Raw genomic sequence first — 18176 nt, 5'->3', positions numbered from 1 at the left:
GGCTTTGAGTAATTTATCTTGGTTATAAGTAGCTGGAAACAGAACGTAACTCGTCGGGAATTGGAGTATCTTCAGAAAATTCGAGAAATGTTTCGCGATCGCCTAAGTATCCAGACTCTGTAAAGGAGATTAACATTCTAGCCAGAGCCACCCAAACTTCGCGCTCGTATTCCCAATCTTTATCTCTAGAGGTAAAACAGGCGATCGATTTTAATGCCCAAAAATAACTATTACGTACTACAGAACCACCTTTTTTATGGGTTGGCAAATCTTCATGGTCAATATATAAAATATTGTCTTGTAATCTTACTCGCATTTTTAGCAATCCTTAACTTGTTCACGATAACCGAGCGAAAATAAAGCTGGCTTAGCTCAAAAAGGCTTAAATTTTACTGAAAAATAAACTCCGTTTTCCTGCAAAGAATCTCCCACTGAATCATCATCAATTAAAGGAAATCCCCAATCTATTCGTGTTGTCAAAGTTTCACCTACCGATAGCTGAAGTCCAAAACCCAAAGAAGGCAAGGTATTTAATTCTAAGGGCAAATTATCACAATTCCAAACCCGACCAAAATCAAAAAAAGGATTTAGCTCTAGGGTTAGATCTCGTTTGGGTATTTGCCATAGGGTATTACGCAACTCAGCCGAGAAAAAAAAGCCATTATCTCCTAAAACCCTCTCTTGACTATAGCCTCGAACACTTAACGCACCGCCAGAACTAAACTGCTCTAAAGCAACCAGGGAACGATCTGCTAACTGTAAATCCGAACGCAACACAATAGTAGTTTTCGGAGTTAGCCATTTTAAATATTGTGCCTGTCCTCGCCAAATTAAAAACTTACTATCAGGTACATTATTACTATTAATTGTGGCATCAAAAGCATCAATACCAATACTAAACTGAGAACGAACTGCAAATACATGCTCATTGCTGCGATCGCTATATTCTTGAAACAGACGAAGGTAGGAATTTGAGTTTTTCCTTGGTTATCTGAGCCTCTGGTTAAAAAAGGAAAGCCGCGATCCATTAATAAAAGCTGTGAATTCTGTCGCCTGAAAGTTACGCCAATCGTAATATCCTGTGGTGTCTGATATAAAGGCTGGCGATATGTAGCCTCATAATAGTCGTTTTCGCTGGCTAAATCTAAGTCTTGGAATGGTTCGCTAATAATTTGGTTGTTGCTCAGGCTGTAGGCTAGTCTAACTTCACCGTTATAAGCTCCCAAAGGGATAACATAGCTTAAGTCTTCCAAAGAGTCGCTGCCTTCATTAATAACATAAGAAACATTAAAGCGATCGCCAAATCCTAACAAATTATCCTCCCCGATAGATATTTGGCGACTAAACGAACCAACGCTAGGAGTTCGATAATTATCAAGATTCAACTCGGTGCTAAAAGAATCTGCTTCTTCAATTTTTACCTCTAGAAAGCTTTCCCCTGGATTTATTCCCTTAGATAATTCTGCCGAGATGCTTTCGATCAGTGGATTTAACTGTAATAGCTGTAGCGCATTGAGTAATTTTTCTTGATTTAATAGTGCTTTGGTTGCGATCGCCAGACGGCTACGGACATACTCTCGACGCAGTTGCTTCAGTCCATAAATCTCGATCTCTTCAATTTTGCCTTCAATGATTTCAATTTTGATAGTGCGATTGTTAATTGTTTGGGGAGGAATATAAGCACCAGAAGTAAAATAACCTTGTTCGACGTATAGCTGAGTGATAGCTTGCTGTACTTCTAATAGCTTGACAAAGGTAACAGGACGAAACAAGTAAGGTTGGAGTAATTGTTTGAGTCTAGCTTCAGGAATCACCCGATTGTTGATGATTTTAAATCGGCTTAAAAGAATTGTTCCTGGTAGGTATACTTTCAGGAGTCAGTCTTTGTCGATTAAATTTGCCTAAAGACTCTTGGGAATTGGCTTTGGCTGAAGCAGCGGCAAATATAACGCAGCAAACTAAAAATCTAGCAAATGCGGTAACTAAAGATTGAAAAAAACTTTGATTTAGTTTGAGTGACAACTTGAACTTATTCGCCAATTGAGCAGCAAATGGGCTGTTTTCTCCCATCGATTGACTGCATTTACATTCTGAGATTAGAGTATCATAGCCGATCGAAGCAGAGAAAAATTATAATAAACTGACAATTAAAGCAATTTGTGAGATAACTTGTTAGATATAATATTCTTGTTTACCTAAGCAAAAGATAGTGAATCCTTTATTCGCAAGATTTTTGAGATCGGTGTATCGTAAAGAACCTGTTTCTGGGTTTATCCTTATTTTAGGAGCAACAGATGCTCTGATTGGAGGACTCGGAGGACGGGGGAGCTTACTGTCCATTGGCTTATTTATTGCTTTACTAGGAGCGATCATGCGCTGGCGACAGGGAGAAAAAAAATCTCAGGCGATCGCTACCAAGCCAGTAAGATATTATCTTCCTCCTGATTCATCTCGCCAACCACTCCCTCTTTTGACCAGCAGTAAAATTCGGAAATAGTCAATAATTTTCTCTTTTGAGCTAATTGTGATGCGAAGCGAATCCTTTAGGGCTAATTGCCGACGGTTAATAGCTTTTCTCAACTTATGACCAACAGCAATATAGAACAAAAGCACCCCCAAAATCAAAAGGATCGAATTACAGTCGATCATTTGCTAAAGGTGCAATCAGATCCAGGCGATCGCGAGTTAGTCGAATTAGCGCGTCTGATCATTCGCTATCGTGACTTCCCAGGCGCGCGGGACATTCAACGAGATTTACAGATGACTTTAGATACCTGGCAACTAACGGAAGATGAACTTTATACTAAAACTCGTGCCATTCATGCTGTGGGGACAGTATATCGGCGTACTGAAACGGGAGAAAAACAAGATTGGACATAATCAGTATCAGTGAACAGTCAATAAATAATCAAAACAGGTCTAGCAAATGGAAGCTGAAACAGCGATCGCCTGACCGGCTAACCAAGATGTTGTCCAAGCACTTTGGAAGTTAAACCCTCCCGTTACCCCGTCGATGTCTAATATTTCTCCCGCGAAATAAAGTCCTGGGCATTTTTTGCTTTCCATTGTTTTAAAGTTGATTTCTTTTAAGCTAATTCCACCACAGGTAACAAATTCATCTTTAAACACTCCTTTACCCTTAATTTCATATTGTCCTTGAACAAGTTCGATGACTAATTTGTTTAGCTCTTTTTTGCTAATTTCCGCCCAAACTTTATGTTCAACTCCCACGTAACTAACTAAACTCTGCCAGAGGCGTTTAGGCAACTTAACTGGACAGTAATTAACTATCTTTTTCTGAGGATTAGTTTGTTTTAACTCGGCTAATATTTCTTTTAAACTTTCCCGATTGCATTCTGGCAACCAATTTATTTGTAAGCTGGAATCATACTTAAGATCGTATAAAAATCTCGCTCCCCAAGCGGACAATTTGAGGATAGCTGGGCCACTTACTCCCCAATGAGTAATTAATAATGCCCCTGTTTGTTCTAGCTTGTTTTTGCCTGCGCCTAGCCTAACTTGAGCCTCGCTGACGCTGACTCCTGCCAAATCTTGCAGCCGAGGATCTTTAAGATTAAAGGTAAATAATGACGGTACGGAAGATTCAATTTTATGACCTAAGTTCTTTGCCCAACGATATCCTAAAGGATTACTTCCTGTTGCGAGCAACAGGCGATCGCACTTTATATTTTTACCATCTTTTAATTCAACTTGAAAATAGCTTTTTCCCTCTGCATCAACAAATTGCTTAACGGTTTTGACTCCAACTCCCGTACGTAAAACAACCCCAGCTTGCTCTGCTGACTGCATCAGGCAATTAATAATCGTTTCCGAACTATCGGTAATGGGAAACATTCTGCCATCGGCTTCGGTTTTTAACTTTACGCCACGGGTTTGATACCACTGCACCGTATCTTGGGGTTGAAAGCGGGTAAATGCACCCCGCAAAGCCTTGCCGCCTCTAGGGTAATATTCGACTAAACGTCCTGGATCGAAGCAGTGATGAGTTACATTACACCTCCCCCCACCAGATATCCGAACTTTAGCCAAGGGTTTGCGTCCAGCTTCAATTAGAGTTACCTTGAGCTTAGGATTAGCTTCGGCACAGGCGATCGCACCAAAAAAACCCGCAGCACCCCCACCAATAACAATTACATTCAAATTACTATTATCAGATCGAACTACAAGAACAGTTTAGCAAGTAACTATTAGCTAATAGCTCGATCAGTATCGCCTTGTTTTGATAATTCCCCAAGATAAACCCGATACTACAGCAGTCATTAAAAACGCTGCAATAATTCCTCCTGGCAGAAATGTAATCATACCAAGTCCTCTGAGCAAATATAGGGTGATAAAACCCACAAGGGAAATAAAGAATATCTTGGCTAACACAGCTTTTTTTCAAGTATTAAGTTGAACCATTATCATAGATTTCCTTCAAAGATATAGCAATTTTGAAACTATATTCTCAAACGACAAATTATGAGAATAAATTATTTAAATTTTTCTCGACGTTGCTCGATTAACTCCGCCATTTGAGTACGTTGTTCGGGAGTTAATACCTCTCTAATTTCCAGCATAGTTTCAAAGCGATTAGTGCCTAATTCTTGATGAAGGTTTTGAACAGCCTGATGTCGATCTCTTAACTGTTCGGGAGATGAATCACTAGCTAAAAGCGATCGCATTTCTTGGCGACTTGTTTGCATTTGCTGCATTAGCGCCTGGGTTTCTGTTTTTGATTGTTCTTTTATCGCCTTAATTTGTTCTGATTGTTCGGGGGTGAGATTGAGTTGCTGCATGAGTCGTTCCATTCCTCTGCCTCTACTGCCTCTTTTATCGTGTTTCATTTGAGATAGCTGCATAGTTAAATTTTCTTCGCTAATTTCTGGATTTGCCCTAGCAACATAAGTACCCCAAGGTACGATTAACATAGCTGCGGTTACTGCGGAAAAAGTGCGCCAGTTCATCGATCGACGTCTCCAAAATTGTTTAACTTTATTAATTACTTCAATCTTATAAATTTGAGATATTGACCCACCTCGATCTAAACTCCCAAATTATTTTGGTACTTTAGGACTATGTTGCAAAGTCAAAGCAGAATCAAGCAGATTACAAGTCAAAAGCATGGCTAATATTTGGCACAAGCACCCTTTCCAATTATTTTTATACTTAGAGTGGGTATTATTAGGAATTGCCTTACTCGCTGGGTTTAGCTTTGTCATTCCCCATCCCCGTCATCATTTCATCTCTCATCTACTGTGGTTTAACTTAGCAGGAATTGGCTGTATCGCTATATTAGGCGTAATGGGTTTACGGCTTCCTGCAAATCATAAATTTTTGCCGCAGGTTTATATCGCTATAGGCTTTATGGTTAGCTGGTTGGCGATCGCTTTAATTGGTAGAGAGAGAGTTTTTCCCGCCTTACTCTTAGTGGTGGTAATTCGTGCTTGCTTATTGTTCTCTTGGCAGGGCAGAATTTTAGTTGCTATTTTGGCTTACTGTTCATTTTTGGCTTTGCAAGTGATGGCTTTAATGAGAATTAGTTTTTTGGGAGTTCCTTTAGGTAGACCTTTACCCCCCGTTCTGCGACGTTTACCACCAGAAGAATTGCGCCGTGTTTGGTTGAGCTTTACTTTTAATTCGGCATTGCTCTTTGCTTTTGTCTTGGCATTTGTACTCTTACTGGTAGGTGCTGTATTGGCTGAACATAAAAGCAGATCTGAGTTAGTCAAAGCTCACCGTCGCTTACGGGAATACGCACTCCAAATTGAGCATCAGGCAACGTTACAAGAAAGAAATCGCATCGCTAGGGAAATTCACGATTCAGTCGGTCACTATTTAACGGCTCAAAGTATTCAATTAGAAAATACGGCTTTGTTTTTAGCTGAAGATCGCGCTGTAGCAGCTACTCATTTAGCTAAAGCCAGACAGCTAGGCAAAGAAGCACTAGAAAACATTCGTTCTTCAGTAGCAACCTTAAGAAACAATCAAAATCAAGAGCGATCGCTTTTAGCCTCAATACAACAACTAATTACTGATTTTAAATCGAATACGAACCTAGAAATTATTAGTGAGATTAGCTTAGTTTCTCCCTTAAATAGTGAAGTTAACATTTCCTTATTTCGTATTGTCCAAGAAGCATTGACCAACATCACTAAACATAGTCAAGCGACTAAAGTTATGCTGCACCTGAAAGAAACTGAGAAACAAATCTTGCTGTCCATCGATGATAATGGCCGTGGTTTCGATTTAAATAATAATACTACTGGTTTTGGTTTACAGGGTATGCAAGAGCGTACGGCAATATTAAGAGGTAAATTCATGATTACCAGCAAATATGGTCAAGGATGTCAAATCAAAGTAAAAATTCCTTTATCTTCAGCTAATTATTAGTTATCAATCTTCCCTTACTTTCTGAAACTATGATTCGCGTGTTATTAGTAGACGATCAAAGCATTATTAGAGAAGGTTTATCAAGCCTGCTACAAACTCAACCCGATCTAGAAATCATCGGGGAAGCACAAAACGGTCAAGTGGCAGTAGAGCGAGCGCTTATTTTACAACCTGATGTAGTGTTGATGGACATCAGAATGCCCATCATGGATGGAGTAGCTGCAATTCGGCTACTTCGTGAACAAGCACCAAACATCAAAACTTTAGTCTTGACCACTTTTGATGATGACGAATATGTTGCTCAAGCTATGGCTTGTGGTGCAGATGGCTACTTACTCAAAGATACACCTTCGTCTGAGTTAGCCCAGGCAATTCGCTCAGTTAATCAAGGTTACACTCAAATGGGCCCTGGGTTGTTTGCTAAAGCGATGGCAACTTCTTCTCTGGAGCAATACCCGGCAACTGCTAAACCAATTTTGATGCCGCCAGAATTAACTCTATTAACTACCAGAGAAAAGGAAGTACTCCAATTAATCGCCACAGGACACAGTAATAAAGAAATTGCAGCCCAACTATATATTGCCGAGCGTACTGTGAAAAATCACGTTAATAGTATCTTACGCTCTCTTAATCTACGCGATCGCACTCAAGCTGCCATCTTAGCCAATAAGTATTTCAAATAACTACATTTGCTCTACTAAAAAGATAACTAAGACAGTATTTACCGCATAGCTTTATAAATGTTGACACTTTGGCTCGGATTGACTAAAAATTAACTCTTCTTTACCAAAAAAAAATCATGATTCTTAATCGTTGGGTTTGTGCTGTGAATGAGCTAATAATCTGACCAGTGCGATCGGTATTTATACTTGATTTATAGTTATTTATAGTTTGCTGTTTGTTGGCGTATCCTGCATTTAATAAAGCTTTGAGCAATCTCAACTTGCCAACGCCACATAGTCTATAACTTCGAGGATAAGTTTTTGCTTCACTCAGCAAAATTTATATTTGTCTTTTGTTCTTATTTATTAAATATGCAAGCTTAAAAAATTATCTAAACTCATTTAAGTGTCTTAGTAAGTAAAAAAATGATTTTTTTAGTCCAAAAACAAATATAGTAGCCAATGCTTTAAATATTGCCTATTTGTAAACCTAAACCCCCTTTATTTTCTTAGTCAATTGGCTCATAATTGCAGATATAGACGTGAAGCGGTAACTAGAGCAAGCGTCAGCACTCATTCAATCTTAGATAAATTTTCATATTTAAACGCAGGGGAGAAAAGCAACGTGGGACAAATTAGATTAGCAGTTTATGGCAAAGGTGGAATCGGTAAGTCCACAACTAGCTGCAACATTTCCGCAGCTTTAGCCAAAAGAGGCAAAAAAGTATTACAAATTGGCTGCGATCCTAAACATGACAGCACCTTTACCCTCACAGGGTTTCTTATTCCCACAATTATTGACACTCTTCAAGAAAAAGATTTTCACTATGAAGATATTTGGCCCGAAGATGTAATTTATGAAGGCTACGGTGGCGTTAGCTGTGTTGAAGCAGGTGGCCCTCCTGCTGGTGCTGGTTGCGGTGGTTATGTAGTGGGAGAAACCGTCAAGCTACTTAAAGAATTAAATGCTTTTGATGAATATGACGTTATTCTGTTTGATGTCTTAGGTGACGTAGTATGTGGTGGTTTTGCTGCACCCCTTAACTATGCGGACTACTGCATGATTGTTACCGATAATGGTTTTGATGCCTTGTTTGCAGCTAACCGTATTGCTGCATCTGTCAGAGAAAAAGCTCGTACCCATTCGTTGCGTCTGGCGGGTTTAATTGGTAATCGTACTTCTAAACGTGACTTGATTGACAAGTATATTGAACACGTACCCATGCCTGTTTTAGAAATATTACCTTTAATTGAAGACATTCGCGTATCTCGGGTCAAAGGTAAAACTCTGTTTGAAATGGCCGAAAGCGATCCTTCTTTGGCTTATGTTTGTGATTACTATCTCAATATTGCCGATCAGATTTTAGCTGCCCCAGAAGGAGTTGTTCCCAACGAATCTCAAGACAGAGATTTATTCTCATTATTGTCTGACTACTATCTCAATCCTCCAGCAGGTAAAGAAGAAAGCAAAGAAGACGAATTAGACATGATGATGGTTTAATTCATTGAGCATTGAACATTGAACATTGAATATTTATCAGATTGGATGTAGGGGCTGTTCGCGAACAGTCCCCATTAGGGATTATCGATAAAAAACGACACATCAACAATAAAATTTAGATTCACAATATTTAGATCGAGTTAGAGAGGAGATCAAAACATGACCGTTGCTCAAGAACCTTCAGCATTAAACTTTGAATGTGAAACTGGGAATTATCATACTTTTTGCCCAATTAGTTGTGTCGCCTGGCTATATCAAAAAATAGAAGATAGTTTTTTTCTAGTCATTGGCACAAAAACTTGTGGTTACTTCCTGCAAAACGCTATGGGAGTAATGATTTTCGCCGAACCTCGTTATGCGATGGCGGAATTAGAAGAAGGGGATATCTCAGCTAAGTTAAATGACTATGAAGAATTAAAAAGATTGTGTTTACAGATAAAACGCGATCGCAATCCTTCTGTAATTGTCTGGATTGGTACTTGTACCACCGAAATTATTAAAATGGACTTGGAAGGTTTAGCACCCAAACTAGAATCAGAAATCGGTATTCCCATTGTTACCGCTCGTGCTAACGGTTTAGACTATGCTTTTACCCAAGGCGAAGATACTGTCCTAGCTTCAATGGCGCACAAGTGTCCTACACAAGCACCTAAAGCGGAAGCAGAAAAAGAAGAACGCAATGCTATTTCCAAATTAATGAACTTCGGACGTAAAAAAGAAGAAGTTACCCAAGAGGAATCAGAATATAAAGACCATCCTCCCTTAGTTTTATTTGGTTCATTACCCGATCCTGTTGTAACTAACCTAACTTTAGAACTTAAAAAGCAAGGGGTAAAAGTATCAGGCTGGCTACCCTCCAAACGCTTTACAGAACTACCTGTAATTGAAGAAGGTTACTACACAGCAGGAGTTAATCCTTTCCTAAGTCGTACCGCTACTACCCTGATGCGTCGCCGTAAAACCAAACTCATTGGCGCACCCTTCCCTATTGGACCTGATGGGACTCGTGCTTGGATTGAAAAAATTTGTTCTGTTTTTAATATTGAGCCTCAAGGACTGGAAGAAAGAGAAGCTAAGATTTGGTCAAGCCTGGAGGACTATATCAAATTGATTCGTGGTAAGTCTGTCTTCTTTATGGGTGATAACCTCTTAGAAGTTTCCCTCGCACGTTTCTTAATCCGTTGCGGGATGACCTGTCAAGAAATCGGTATTCCCTACATGGACAAACGCTATCAAAAAGCAGAACTAGATTTACTAGAAAAAACCTGCAAGGAAATGGCTGTCCCTATTCCCACCATTGTCGAAAAACCAGACAACTACAATCAAATCCAACGCATCTACGCACAAAAACCCGATTTAGTCATCACTGGTATGGCACACGCCAACCCCTTAGAAGCTAGGGGAATTAATACTAAATGGTCAGTGGAATTTACCTTTGCCCAAATTCACGGCTTTACTAATGCCCGCGATATTTTAGAGTTGGCTACTCGTCCGATGCGTCGCAATAATAATTTGAAAGAATTAGGTTGGGAAAAATTAGTCAAAGAAGAAGCTAAGATTTAAAAACATAATTCAAATATTTCATGATCAGGGTTTAGTGATGCTAAACCCTTTTTTAGCTTCTGGTCACTAAATAACAAGTTAAAATGACTGTAATTAAGACAATCAAATTGTCAAGAAAAATTGTACAATATAGAATTTGCTTCCAAAGCCGAATGATATACTGAGAAGTTCTCAGCAAGTCTCAAAAATATAAGAATGGCGGAAAAAACAGCAGGTACCAAAATAGTTAGTGATAATCGTCAGGCTCGTTATCTTTACGAAATACTTGAAACTTACGAAGCAGGAATTGAATTAGTTGGCACAGAAGTCAAATCGATTCGTGCTGGTAAAGTCAATCTCCGAGATGGCTATGCTTTTATCAAGAATGATGAAGCTTGGTTAAGTAATGTGCATATATCCCCGTATCAAGCAGGAGGAAGCCATTTTAACCATGAACCGCTGCGAATTCGTAAACTATTGCTGCACCGCAAAGAAATTAGCAAACTTATCGGGCAGACTGAGCAAAAAGGTTTAACCCTCGTTCCTCTTAAAATGTATTTTAAAAGCGGCAGAGTTAAAGTGGCGATCGGTTTAGGCAAAGGTAAAAAACTACACGACAAGCGCGAAACAGTCAAAAAACGCGACGATCAGCGAGCTATAGCAAGAGCAATGAAGCGGGATTAGATAATTACTGATTACTGGTTATTTGTTACTAGCTATTAGTTAGTTATTTTTAATACTTAATCCCAGTTCCTAATACCTAGTCCCCCAATCAACAAATTTTCTATCTAGGGAGATACTTCTCTCTCAAGATCATCATAAAAGCTAGCAATAATGGCTAAAATTAACCACCAGATCGTATTAATTTGGGGACGATACCATACCGTATCCACAAAGCCATGGAAAGCAAGACTAGCTGTAGCAGCGATCGCCGCAATTAAATAAATACCTCGTTTATTTTTAGCGGAGCGTAAACGAACTAATTGGCGTATCCCATGAGTAAAGGTAGCTGCCAAAAGCCACACAAAGCAACCCAAGCCCAAGTATCCCATTTCTACAATATGTTCTAGGTATACTGAATAAGCGCTGAGTGCAGGGTAGCGCGAATCCATATAACGCGGATAAATTTGGTTGAAAGCATCGTTTCCTGGACCAATTCCAATTAGAGGATAGTCTTTAATGATCTTAAAACAGGCTGACCAAACGTTAATCCGAAAGTTATTACTGCTGTCTTCCCTGCCAGCAAAGATGCTTAAGATCCTGATTCTTAAAGGCTCTAAGGAGATAAATGCTACTAAAAACAGTCCCGCTAAAGAGCCAAATACCAGGGGTAATAACCAAACTTGCCAAAAACGAGGTAAATATTCTCGCCACCAAAAATAAAACAGTAATAGCAGCACTCCCACCAGCACCACCATCGCTAACCAAGCACCTCGACTATCTGTGAAGTACAAACAAGCTGAATTTGTCCCTGCCATAATTACCGCCAGGGTTTTTTGAATCCAGCCACGCCAGACAAATATCGCAGCTATGCTCAAGGCGATCGCCGGTAATAAGTAACCCCCCAATAAATTAGGATTTCCTAAATAGCTATAAACTCTAGTATCGTTAGCCAAAACCGACTTAGGATCGTTCCAGGTTGCTAATTGCTGTACGCCAAAAAACTCTTGGCGGATACCGTAAGCACTAACGACTAAGGCAATTAAAAGAAAGCTAGTCAGAATCCAGTTACATAATTTGGGCGATCGCAATATTTGAGCAGCGAAGGAGAATAAAATCAAATACAGAGTCAAAGTTACCCAGCCGTTCAAAGCTGCCGCTTTAACTGGTGAAAAAGCTGTAGCGATCGTGGCAATACACCAGTAGAAAAAAACTAAAACATGGACTGGAGTAATTACTAATCTTTTGGATGCCGTGGCTGTAGTTAAAATCCAGAAGGCAGCTACTGCAATTAACAACACTCCAATTAACGAAGTAGAAACAAAAGGAGCGAACAAAAAAACGAGGCTAATTAAACAAGCTCCAATTGCCTCAGACCATTGAAACAGCCAACTCGACTGTCGCCAGTTAGATAATCTACCAGCAAATCGATAAAGATAACTGCCTTTTTGCCACTGATACAATAGTGGCTTTGAAAGCATAATAGTTGACCAAGACGATTTCATGGATAAAATGATTAAATTTCAAATTTAACATTAACATCCTAAACCAGGTACAACGCCGAATCTAGAATTAGACTAACTAGATCTTCATGACGAACAATTTCAACTATTATGCACCAATTCTACTTGGGGAAACTGCAACAGGTAGCGATAACTAGAACTAGCAGAAACTTGGACTACTACTCTCCCCTCGTGTAGTTCAGTCAAATGACAGCAAAATAGTAATCCCAAAATATCACGGGGAATTTTATTAGTATTTTTATCCAGCGTGCGATCGTCATTAATCACCATCATCAAAGCTGAAGAAGTTAATAATTGATGATTGCTAAAGGCAATGTCATTGACTCCCAAATTAAAACGGTTATTAGAATTACCTTGATTAAAGCTCAAAGCTTGAGTCACAGCCTGAGAGTGAAGTTTTGCCTCACTAAAATCATCCCCCAACCAAGGATGAGAAATACCAACGGCAATATTCAGTGTTTGATTGCGTTTAGAAACATGAATCTTGACTTCTCCTCCAGCTTCAGACATCTCTAAAACGCTAATAATTAGATAGTAGAGAGCTTGACGAATTTTTTCCTTATCTAAAGACCAAATTCTACTTCCTGGCTCAATCGAAAGACACAATTCTTGTTGATGCTGTTTAGCTACGTCTGTTAGGCTGTTAATTACCTGCTGACAGAGCATTTCAATATCCACAGTAGTCAAATTGATGTCCGAACTTTGGTCACTTAAGACTCCCAGACTAACAATTTCATCTACTAAAGTAATCAGGTTTTGACCGCTATCGTGGATGATTTCTAAATATTCTCTTTGTTTGATAGTTAGAGGACCATAAACTTCCCGATGCAGTACGCTTGCCATCCCAATCACCGAAGTTAAAGGCGTCCTCAATTCTTGAGTTAGCTGTGAAAGTAACTTAATTTTGATTGGGTTGGTTGCAGTATTTGCCGTAGCTATGACAGCTTGATGTCCTACAGCTAATTTATTGCTCAAGGCTGCTTCGGTTGACATATCTAAATTGCGATCGGACGGCCAAACCAAACTGTTGACTTTTTGCCATTGTGATGGTTGTTCCAAACTGCCAATTAATTGCTCTGGTTGAGTTTTGAGCAGCTGATTGCGTTCAAATTCTCCTAGACACCAGCGAGCTAGTAGAGCTAGATGATCTATATCTCGATCATTAAACTTTCTCTCGATCCAATCCATCACCTCTAGAGTTCCAATACACACACCAGATGAGCTAATTAAAGGAACTCCTAAATAAGTTTTGATGCCATAATGCTGTGCCAAAATGCTGTCAGCAAAAACCGCATTGCTCAAAGTATTATCGATAATTAACGGCTGCTGACTATCAATGACATAAGTACTAAAAGACTCATCAAGAGATATTTTTCTTTGAGCAGCTAGCTGATTCGTCAAGCCAATGGTCGATAAACCTACTGCTGACTTAAACCATAGTTCGTCTTTGATTACCAAACCCAGAATGCTAATTGGCGCACCAGAAAAAGTAGAAGCTTTTTGAGTAGTTTCTTCAAAGATAGGAACTGCTTCTGAAACTAATAAACCTAAATTGCTCAGAGTTTTCAGTCTTTGTTCTCTTCTGGCCAAAGAAGTTAAACCATCCAAACGGCAAAAAAGTTGGTTTTGCGGTTTAGTCATATTGTTGACTGGTAACCCTAAATCTACTGCTTGCACTTGTATCACTAAATTTTTTAATAAGAGTTATTGTATGTCGATCCAAGGCTATGGCAAGCCCTGTTGTCCTGACCAAAAGCTGATTTGCTCACACAGGATGCAGCTAGTCTCTCGATCTTTTCGTCAGTTGTCGCAAGACAAAGATCTGCCTGGAAGGCAAAGTAATTAGCCGTTAGATTAAACATACTTTGCTGCTAAAAATCTGAATCAATTTAGAACAGAACTTAGGCGAACATAGCATAGTTAATTTCACATATTTAAATTTATCTACAGCATTATGCCAAACATTATTTTGCTTTACCTCAAAATTTACTATTAATTTGGGTGTCCACAAATGCCGTAAGTCCAGAAATTGCAAGAGTAAGAAATCTAAAAAATTGTTCATAGCCTGATAGTTTTATCAAAAACGACTCTATAGTTTTAGAGCTTCAAACTTCACCCGCTAAATTCTTGTCTAAATTTAATCAAAGAGAATTTGCCAGTTTTCAAGTTTGCTAGTTTTAAAGTTCCCGAAAAACAATCCGAACGAACATTTTAAGCAGAAATTCTTAAAATAATAGTGCTTTAGGCAGAAAACTTTTTGAAGATTTAATATTTTAGTTATTACTACAGTCACAGATTACTCCGCCGCTTGCCCGTGCATGATATGCCAATCGCGGATTCACGGATAAACCGCACTCCGCCCTTCGGTCTCGAAGCTTATCCGTAATAGACCAACTTCGTGTCGCACCCATCGCATTGGGGTGCTTGCACCGCATAGTTTGGTGTAAAACGACGGAGACGGCACGGACCGTTGGTCAATGATTCATTAGTCAAAAACAATTTGCGTTTAAGCAAGATTATCCTTGATTAATCATCGTTCCAGGCTGGATGAGTAAAAATGGCGTCAATAACTCTCACTCCTCTTAACTGGTTAGATAAGGGTAAATGACCTTGAGGAGCAGTCAAATCCCAAATAAATTCTTTAGGATAGCGAGTCCAAGTATTACCAGATTTCCAGTCAATTTTGTGCCACAGTTTGGCAAAATCTTTGCCGAGGGACAACCAAATTCGCCTTTGCACTGAAAAGCCAAACTTGCCTTCAGAAGACATCAGCCATAGCCGATCTAAGGTTTGTAAATCTACAATAGGAAAACTTACCACTTCTGTAAAATAAATCCATTTTCGTTCAATAGCTGCTGTCCCAGCTAGCTCACACATTTTTTGCAAAGTTACAACATCAGCTCCCTGAAAATCTTGCTGTGCTAGCAATTGCTGTAAAGGCTGATAATCAATGCCACCTGAGGATACTAATGGCACAACACCATGAGGATAGTTGTCGGCTAAAAACTTTTGAATTTGAGGACTTCGATCTTGATAAAGAGCTTGATATGTTTTGCCCAAAGCTAAATTACCAGATTGGTTTTTTTGAGAAACCATCCAGTCCATGAGAATGTTTAAGCCAGTTTCACCTTCGTCTAATAATTGTGAAACGATTTTCAATTGATTTTTCTCAGATTCTGAGTATATTAAATGGTTTTTACCGCTAATATCTTCCATACGATCTTTTCCTACAGCGGGTATTTGCAACTTTTACCAACAATCGCAGATTACACGGAGTAATCTCTGACTAAGTGTTTGTACTCAAATGTGATTTATGCAAATACTATCATGGTTTGGCTTGAAGCTTTGCTTCAAATCGTGCTTCAATTTAAAATTCTCTTTCAGCTAATAAGTAGGTTGGTTATTACTTGTATTAGCTCGTTTAGTTTAACTACGCTTTTTCATATCCTTGCTCATAAGCAAAACGTACTAACTGAGTGCGGTTACTTAAGTTAAGCTTGCTCAAAATATTACTTAAATGAGTTTGAACAGTTCTAGGGCTGATAAATAGACGTTCGCTAATCTGTTTATTAGTATAACCCTGGATAGTTTCCCAAAAAACTCTTTTTTCTGCGGGTGTTAGCGGTAAAGGTTTGGGTGCAGAACTCGACCTTGCAGCGGTAGTTGGGACAACCATTTCCGCTGGCGGTTCTGTAGTATCTTTAATTTGTACCGCAGTGCTTTTAGCTTGAGAATTGACCAGTTGCTCGATTAGGTGAACTATTTCTGCGTGAACGCGTCGCGATCGCTCGATTAAAGCCTCAATATCAGCGATTAACTCTTTCATTTCAAAAGGCTTGGTCAAATAGCTATCTCCACCAATAGTACGTCCCTGAATGCGATCGTCTAGTTTGTTCTTGGCTGAGAGAAAAATAAAAGGAACCAATTTGCCTGATGGTTGCGATCTCAATTGGCGACAAAATTCAAATCCATCCATTTCTGGCATAGAAACATCGGACACAATAATATCTGGAATATCTTGACTAAACTTAGTCAACGCCTCTTTACTCGAACCTACCGAAATTACCTGATATCCTCTTTGTTCCAAAGAATTTTGCAAAATTTTGCGTAAAGTTAAGTCGTCATCTACCACCAAGATTTTTTTCATTACGTATTATTAAAGTAACTCAAAGTAAGCTATTTTTATTGCTTTATACTTACATCTATCTCTTATTTTGCCATTAGACATTACTTAAAAATTATTTAAGATTCATTTTATGGTTTGAGCTGAGCAAATATGAGGTAAATAATTCTGTTACTGTCAAGTCAAGACAATTTAATTGTACTGTAGCTATATTCAGTTTGTTCTTGACCAGAGTTTTATGTACAAAAAACTTACCCCCCCCACTATTGGCGACAAAATCACTTTCCAAGACGGCAAGCCTGTCGTTCCCGACAATCCAATTATTCCCTTTATTCGTGGAGATGGTACTGGGGTTGATATTTGGCCGGCAACAGAAACAGTAATCGATGCTGCGGTGCAAACTGCCTATGGAGATCGGCGTAAAATCAATTGGTTTAAAGTATATGCAGGAGACGAAGCCTGTGATAAATATGGTACTTATCAGTATCTGCCTCAAGACACCTTGGATGCGATTGAAGAATACGGAGTGGCAATAAAAGGTCCTTTGACTACTCCTATCGGTGGCGGAATTCGGTCCCTCAATGTAGCTCTACGCCAAATATTTCAGCTTTATGCCTGTGTGCGTCCTTGTCGGTACTATCAGGGAACACCTTCGCCTCATAAATATCCTGAAAAACTAGAGGTGATTGTCTATCGCGAAAATACCGAAGATATCTACCTGGGAATTGAATGGAAACAGGGAGATGAGATTGGCAAGAAGCTGATCGAACTGCTTAACCAGGAGTTGATACCTAATACTCCAGAACACGGCAAAAAACAAATTCCTCTCGATTCGGGAATTGGCATTAAACCAATTAGCAAAACTGGTTCTCAACGATTAGTCAGAAAAGCGATTCAACGAGCATTGACGCTTCCCCCAGCTAAACAGCAGGTGACTTTGGTACACAAAGGTAACATTATGAAATATACCGAAGGTGCTTTTCGTGATTGGGGTTACGAATTGGCAAAGAGCGAATTTCGAGCTGAATGTATCACCGAGAGAGAATCTTGGATACTGAGCAACAAAGAAGTTAATGCTGAACTAAGTATTGAAGAAAATGCCCGTCAGATTGAACCTGGATACGATGCTTTAACACCGGAAAAAAAAGCCACAATTTGCCAAGAGGTCAAAGAAGTTCTAGACGATATTTGGGATACTCATGGTGAAGGTAAATGGAAAAATAAGGTGATGGTTAACGATCGCATTGCCGACAGTATTTTTCAGCAGATTCAAACTCGCCCCGACGAATATTCAATTTTGGCAACCATGAATTTAAATGGCGATTATCTCTCAGATGCTGCTGCTGCCATTGTTGGAGGCTTGGGGATGAGTCCTGGAGCCAATATTGGAGATACCTGCGCTATCTTTGAGGCTACCCATGGGACAGCACCCAAACACGCAGGGTTAGATCGAATCAATCCAGGCTCGGTGATTCTTTCAGGGGTAATGATGCTAGAGTTTATGGGCTGGCAAGAAGCTGCGGATTTAATTCAAGTAGGTTTAGCCAAGGCGATCGCTAATCGCGAAGTTACTTATGATTTAGCTAGGCTAATGGATCCTCCCGTAGATCCTCCCTTAAAATGTTCCGAGTTTGCCAATGCGATCGTCAAATACTTCAGTTGATCTCAAGCAGCACCAAATTGGTTGGCTACGAAGCGAAAATTTTGCCTTAAGACATGACATTGCTGAGCGGGCAAATTTGTTTTCGGCTATCAGACTTGAGTAAAATAAT

17 protein-coding genes and 1 pseudogene are annotated in these 18176 nt (G+C 39.4%); 8 read left to right on the top strand and 10 right to left on the bottom strand.

Translation table 11 applies throughout. The features are described from left to right. Window positions 1-22: 22 nt before the first annotated feature. The 4 genes and pseudogenes from V6C71_03475 to V6C71_03460 form a co-directional block, all read right to left on the bottom strand. Window positions 23-316, bottom strand: a complete 294-nt coding sequence (locus V6C71_03475) for a hypothetical protein (GenBank protein HEY9767551.1) — start codon at window positions 314-316, stop codon at window positions 23-25. A 56-nt stretch (window positions 317-372) separates the two neighbouring features. Then, the gene (locus tag V6C71_03470) at window positions 373-957 is read right to left on the bottom strand and encodes a ShlB/FhaC/HecB family hemolysin secretion/activation protein (protein HEY9767550.1); all 585 of its coding nucleotides are present in this window, start codon (window positions 955-957) and stop codon (window positions 373-375) included. Window positions 958-1052: 95 nt separating this feature from the next. Beyond that, window positions 1053-1814: pseudogene (locus V6C71_03465) on the bottom strand (POTRA domain-containing protein). Window positions 1815-1830: 16 nt separating this feature from the next. Beyond that, on the bottom strand, window positions 1831-2070 hold the full coding sequence (locus V6C71_03460) for a hypothetical protein (GenBank protein HEY9767549.1): 240 nt from the start codon (window positions 2068-2070) through the stop codon (window positions 1831-1833). A 172-nt stretch (window positions 2071-2242) separates the two neighbouring features. Here V6C71_03460 and V6C71_03455 point away from each other — a divergent pair, with 172 nt between their 5' ends. Together V6C71_03455 and V6C71_03450 are read left to right on the top strand one after the other, a co-directional pair. Continuing rightward, window positions 2243-2497, top strand: a complete 255-nt coding sequence (locus tag V6C71_03455) for a hypothetical protein (protein ID HEY9767548.1) — start codon at window positions 2243-2245, stop codon at window positions 2495-2497. Window positions 2498-2583: 86 nt separating this feature from the next. Then, a complete protein-coding gene (locus V6C71_03450; protein ID HEY9767547.1) occupies window positions 2584-2880 on the top strand; it encodes a DUF3288 family protein in 297 nt (98 codons plus the stop codon). Between the two features lie 39 nt (window positions 2881-2919). On the opposite strand, the gene V6C71_03445 is transcribed toward V6C71_03450, so the two are convergent. Next, complete coding sequence (locus V6C71_03445) at window positions 2920-4161, bottom strand: NAD(P)/FAD-dependent oxidoreductase (protein ID HEY9767546.1); 1242 nt, start codon at window positions 4159-4161, stop codon at window positions 2920-2922. Window positions 4162-4493: 332 nt separating this feature from the next. Then, entirely contained in the window at window positions 4494-4967 is a 474-nt protein-coding gene (locus tag V6C71_03440) for a Spy/CpxP family protein refolding chaperone (GenBank protein HEY9767545.1), read from the bottom strand. 157 nt (window positions 4968-5124) lie between these two features. Here V6C71_03440 and V6C71_03435 point away from each other — a divergent pair, with 157 nt between their 5' ends. The 5 genes from V6C71_03435 to smpB all read left to right on the top strand — a co-directional run bounded on the left by V6C71_03435 (window position 5125) and on the right by smpB (window position 10782). Further along, entirely contained in the window at window positions 5125-6393 is a 1269-nt protein-coding gene (locus tag V6C71_03435; protein HEY9767544.1) for a sensor histidine kinase, read from the top strand. A gap of 29 nt (window positions 6394-6422) precedes the next feature. Beyond that, on the top strand, window positions 6423-7076 hold the full coding sequence (locus V6C71_03430) for a response regulator transcription factor (GenBank protein ID HEY9767543.1): 654 nt from the start codon (window positions 6423-6425) through the stop codon (window positions 7074-7076). Between the two features lie 613 nt (window positions 7077-7689). Further along, on the top strand, window positions 7690-8556 hold the full coding sequence (gene bchL / locus V6C71_03425) for a ferredoxin:protochlorophyllide reductase (ATP-dependent) iron-sulfur ATP-binding protein (protein HEY9767542.1): 867 nt from the start codon (window positions 7690-7692) through the stop codon (window positions 8554-8556). 159 nt (window positions 8557-8715) lie between these two features. Beyond that, complete coding sequence (locus V6C71_03420) at window positions 8716-10119, top strand: ferredoxin:protochlorophyllide reductase (ATP-dependent) subunit N (protein HEY9767541.1); 1404 nt, start codon at window positions 8716-8718, stop codon at window positions 10117-10119. Window positions 10120-10314: 195 nt separating this feature from the next. Beyond that, complete coding sequence (gene smpB / locus V6C71_03415; GenBank protein ID HEY9767540.1) at window positions 10315-10782, top strand: SsrA-binding protein SmpB; 468 nt, start codon at window positions 10315-10317, stop codon at window positions 10780-10782. A 104-nt stretch (window positions 10783-10886) separates the two neighbouring features. Here smpB and V6C71_03410 read toward each other — a convergent pair whose 3' ends face one another. From V6C71_03410 to V6C71_03395, 4 genes are all read right to left on the bottom strand, one after another. After that, window positions 10887-12239 carry an IctB family putative bicarbonate transporter gene (locus V6C71_03410; protein ID HEY9767539.1) on the bottom strand — a complete coding sequence of 451 codons (1353 nt, stop codon included), beginning with the start codon at window positions 12237-12239 and terminating at the stop codon, window positions 10887-10889. Between the two features lie 123 nt (window positions 12240-12362). Beyond that, a complete protein-coding gene (locus V6C71_03405) occupies window positions 12363-13967 on the bottom strand; it encodes a GAF domain-containing sensor histidine kinase (GenBank protein ID HEY9767538.1) in 1605 nt (534 codons plus the stop codon). Between the two features lie 840 nt (window positions 13968-14807). Beyond that, on the bottom strand, window positions 14808-15497 hold the full coding sequence (locus V6C71_03400) for a GUN4 N-terminal ARM-like repeat domain-containing protein (protein ID HEY9767537.1): 690 nt from the start codon (window positions 15495-15497) through the stop codon (window positions 14808-14810). 214 nt (window positions 15498-15711) lie between these two features. After that, window positions 15712-16428: a response regulator transcription factor gene (locus V6C71_03395; protein HEY9767536.1), complete on the bottom strand. Its 717-nt coding sequence runs from the start codon at window positions 16426-16428 to the stop codon at window positions 15712-15714. Between the two features lie 214 nt (window positions 16429-16642). Here V6C71_03395 and V6C71_03390 point away from each other — a divergent pair, with 214 nt between their 5' ends. Beyond that, on the top strand, window positions 16643-18067 hold the full coding sequence (locus V6C71_03390; protein HEY9767535.1) for an NADP-dependent isocitrate dehydrogenase: 1425 nt from the start codon (window positions 16643-16645) through the stop codon (window positions 18065-18067). Window positions 18068-18176 lie beyond the last annotated feature (109 nt).

Source organism: Coleofasciculaceae cyanobacterium (genome assembly GCA_036703275.1).
Classification (GTDB): Bacteria; Cyanobacteriota; Cyanobacteriia; order Cyanobacteriales; family Xenococcaceae; genus Waterburya.
Note: the sequence above shows the minus strand (reverse complement) of the source record. Positions and strands in the feature narration are given on the sequence as shown.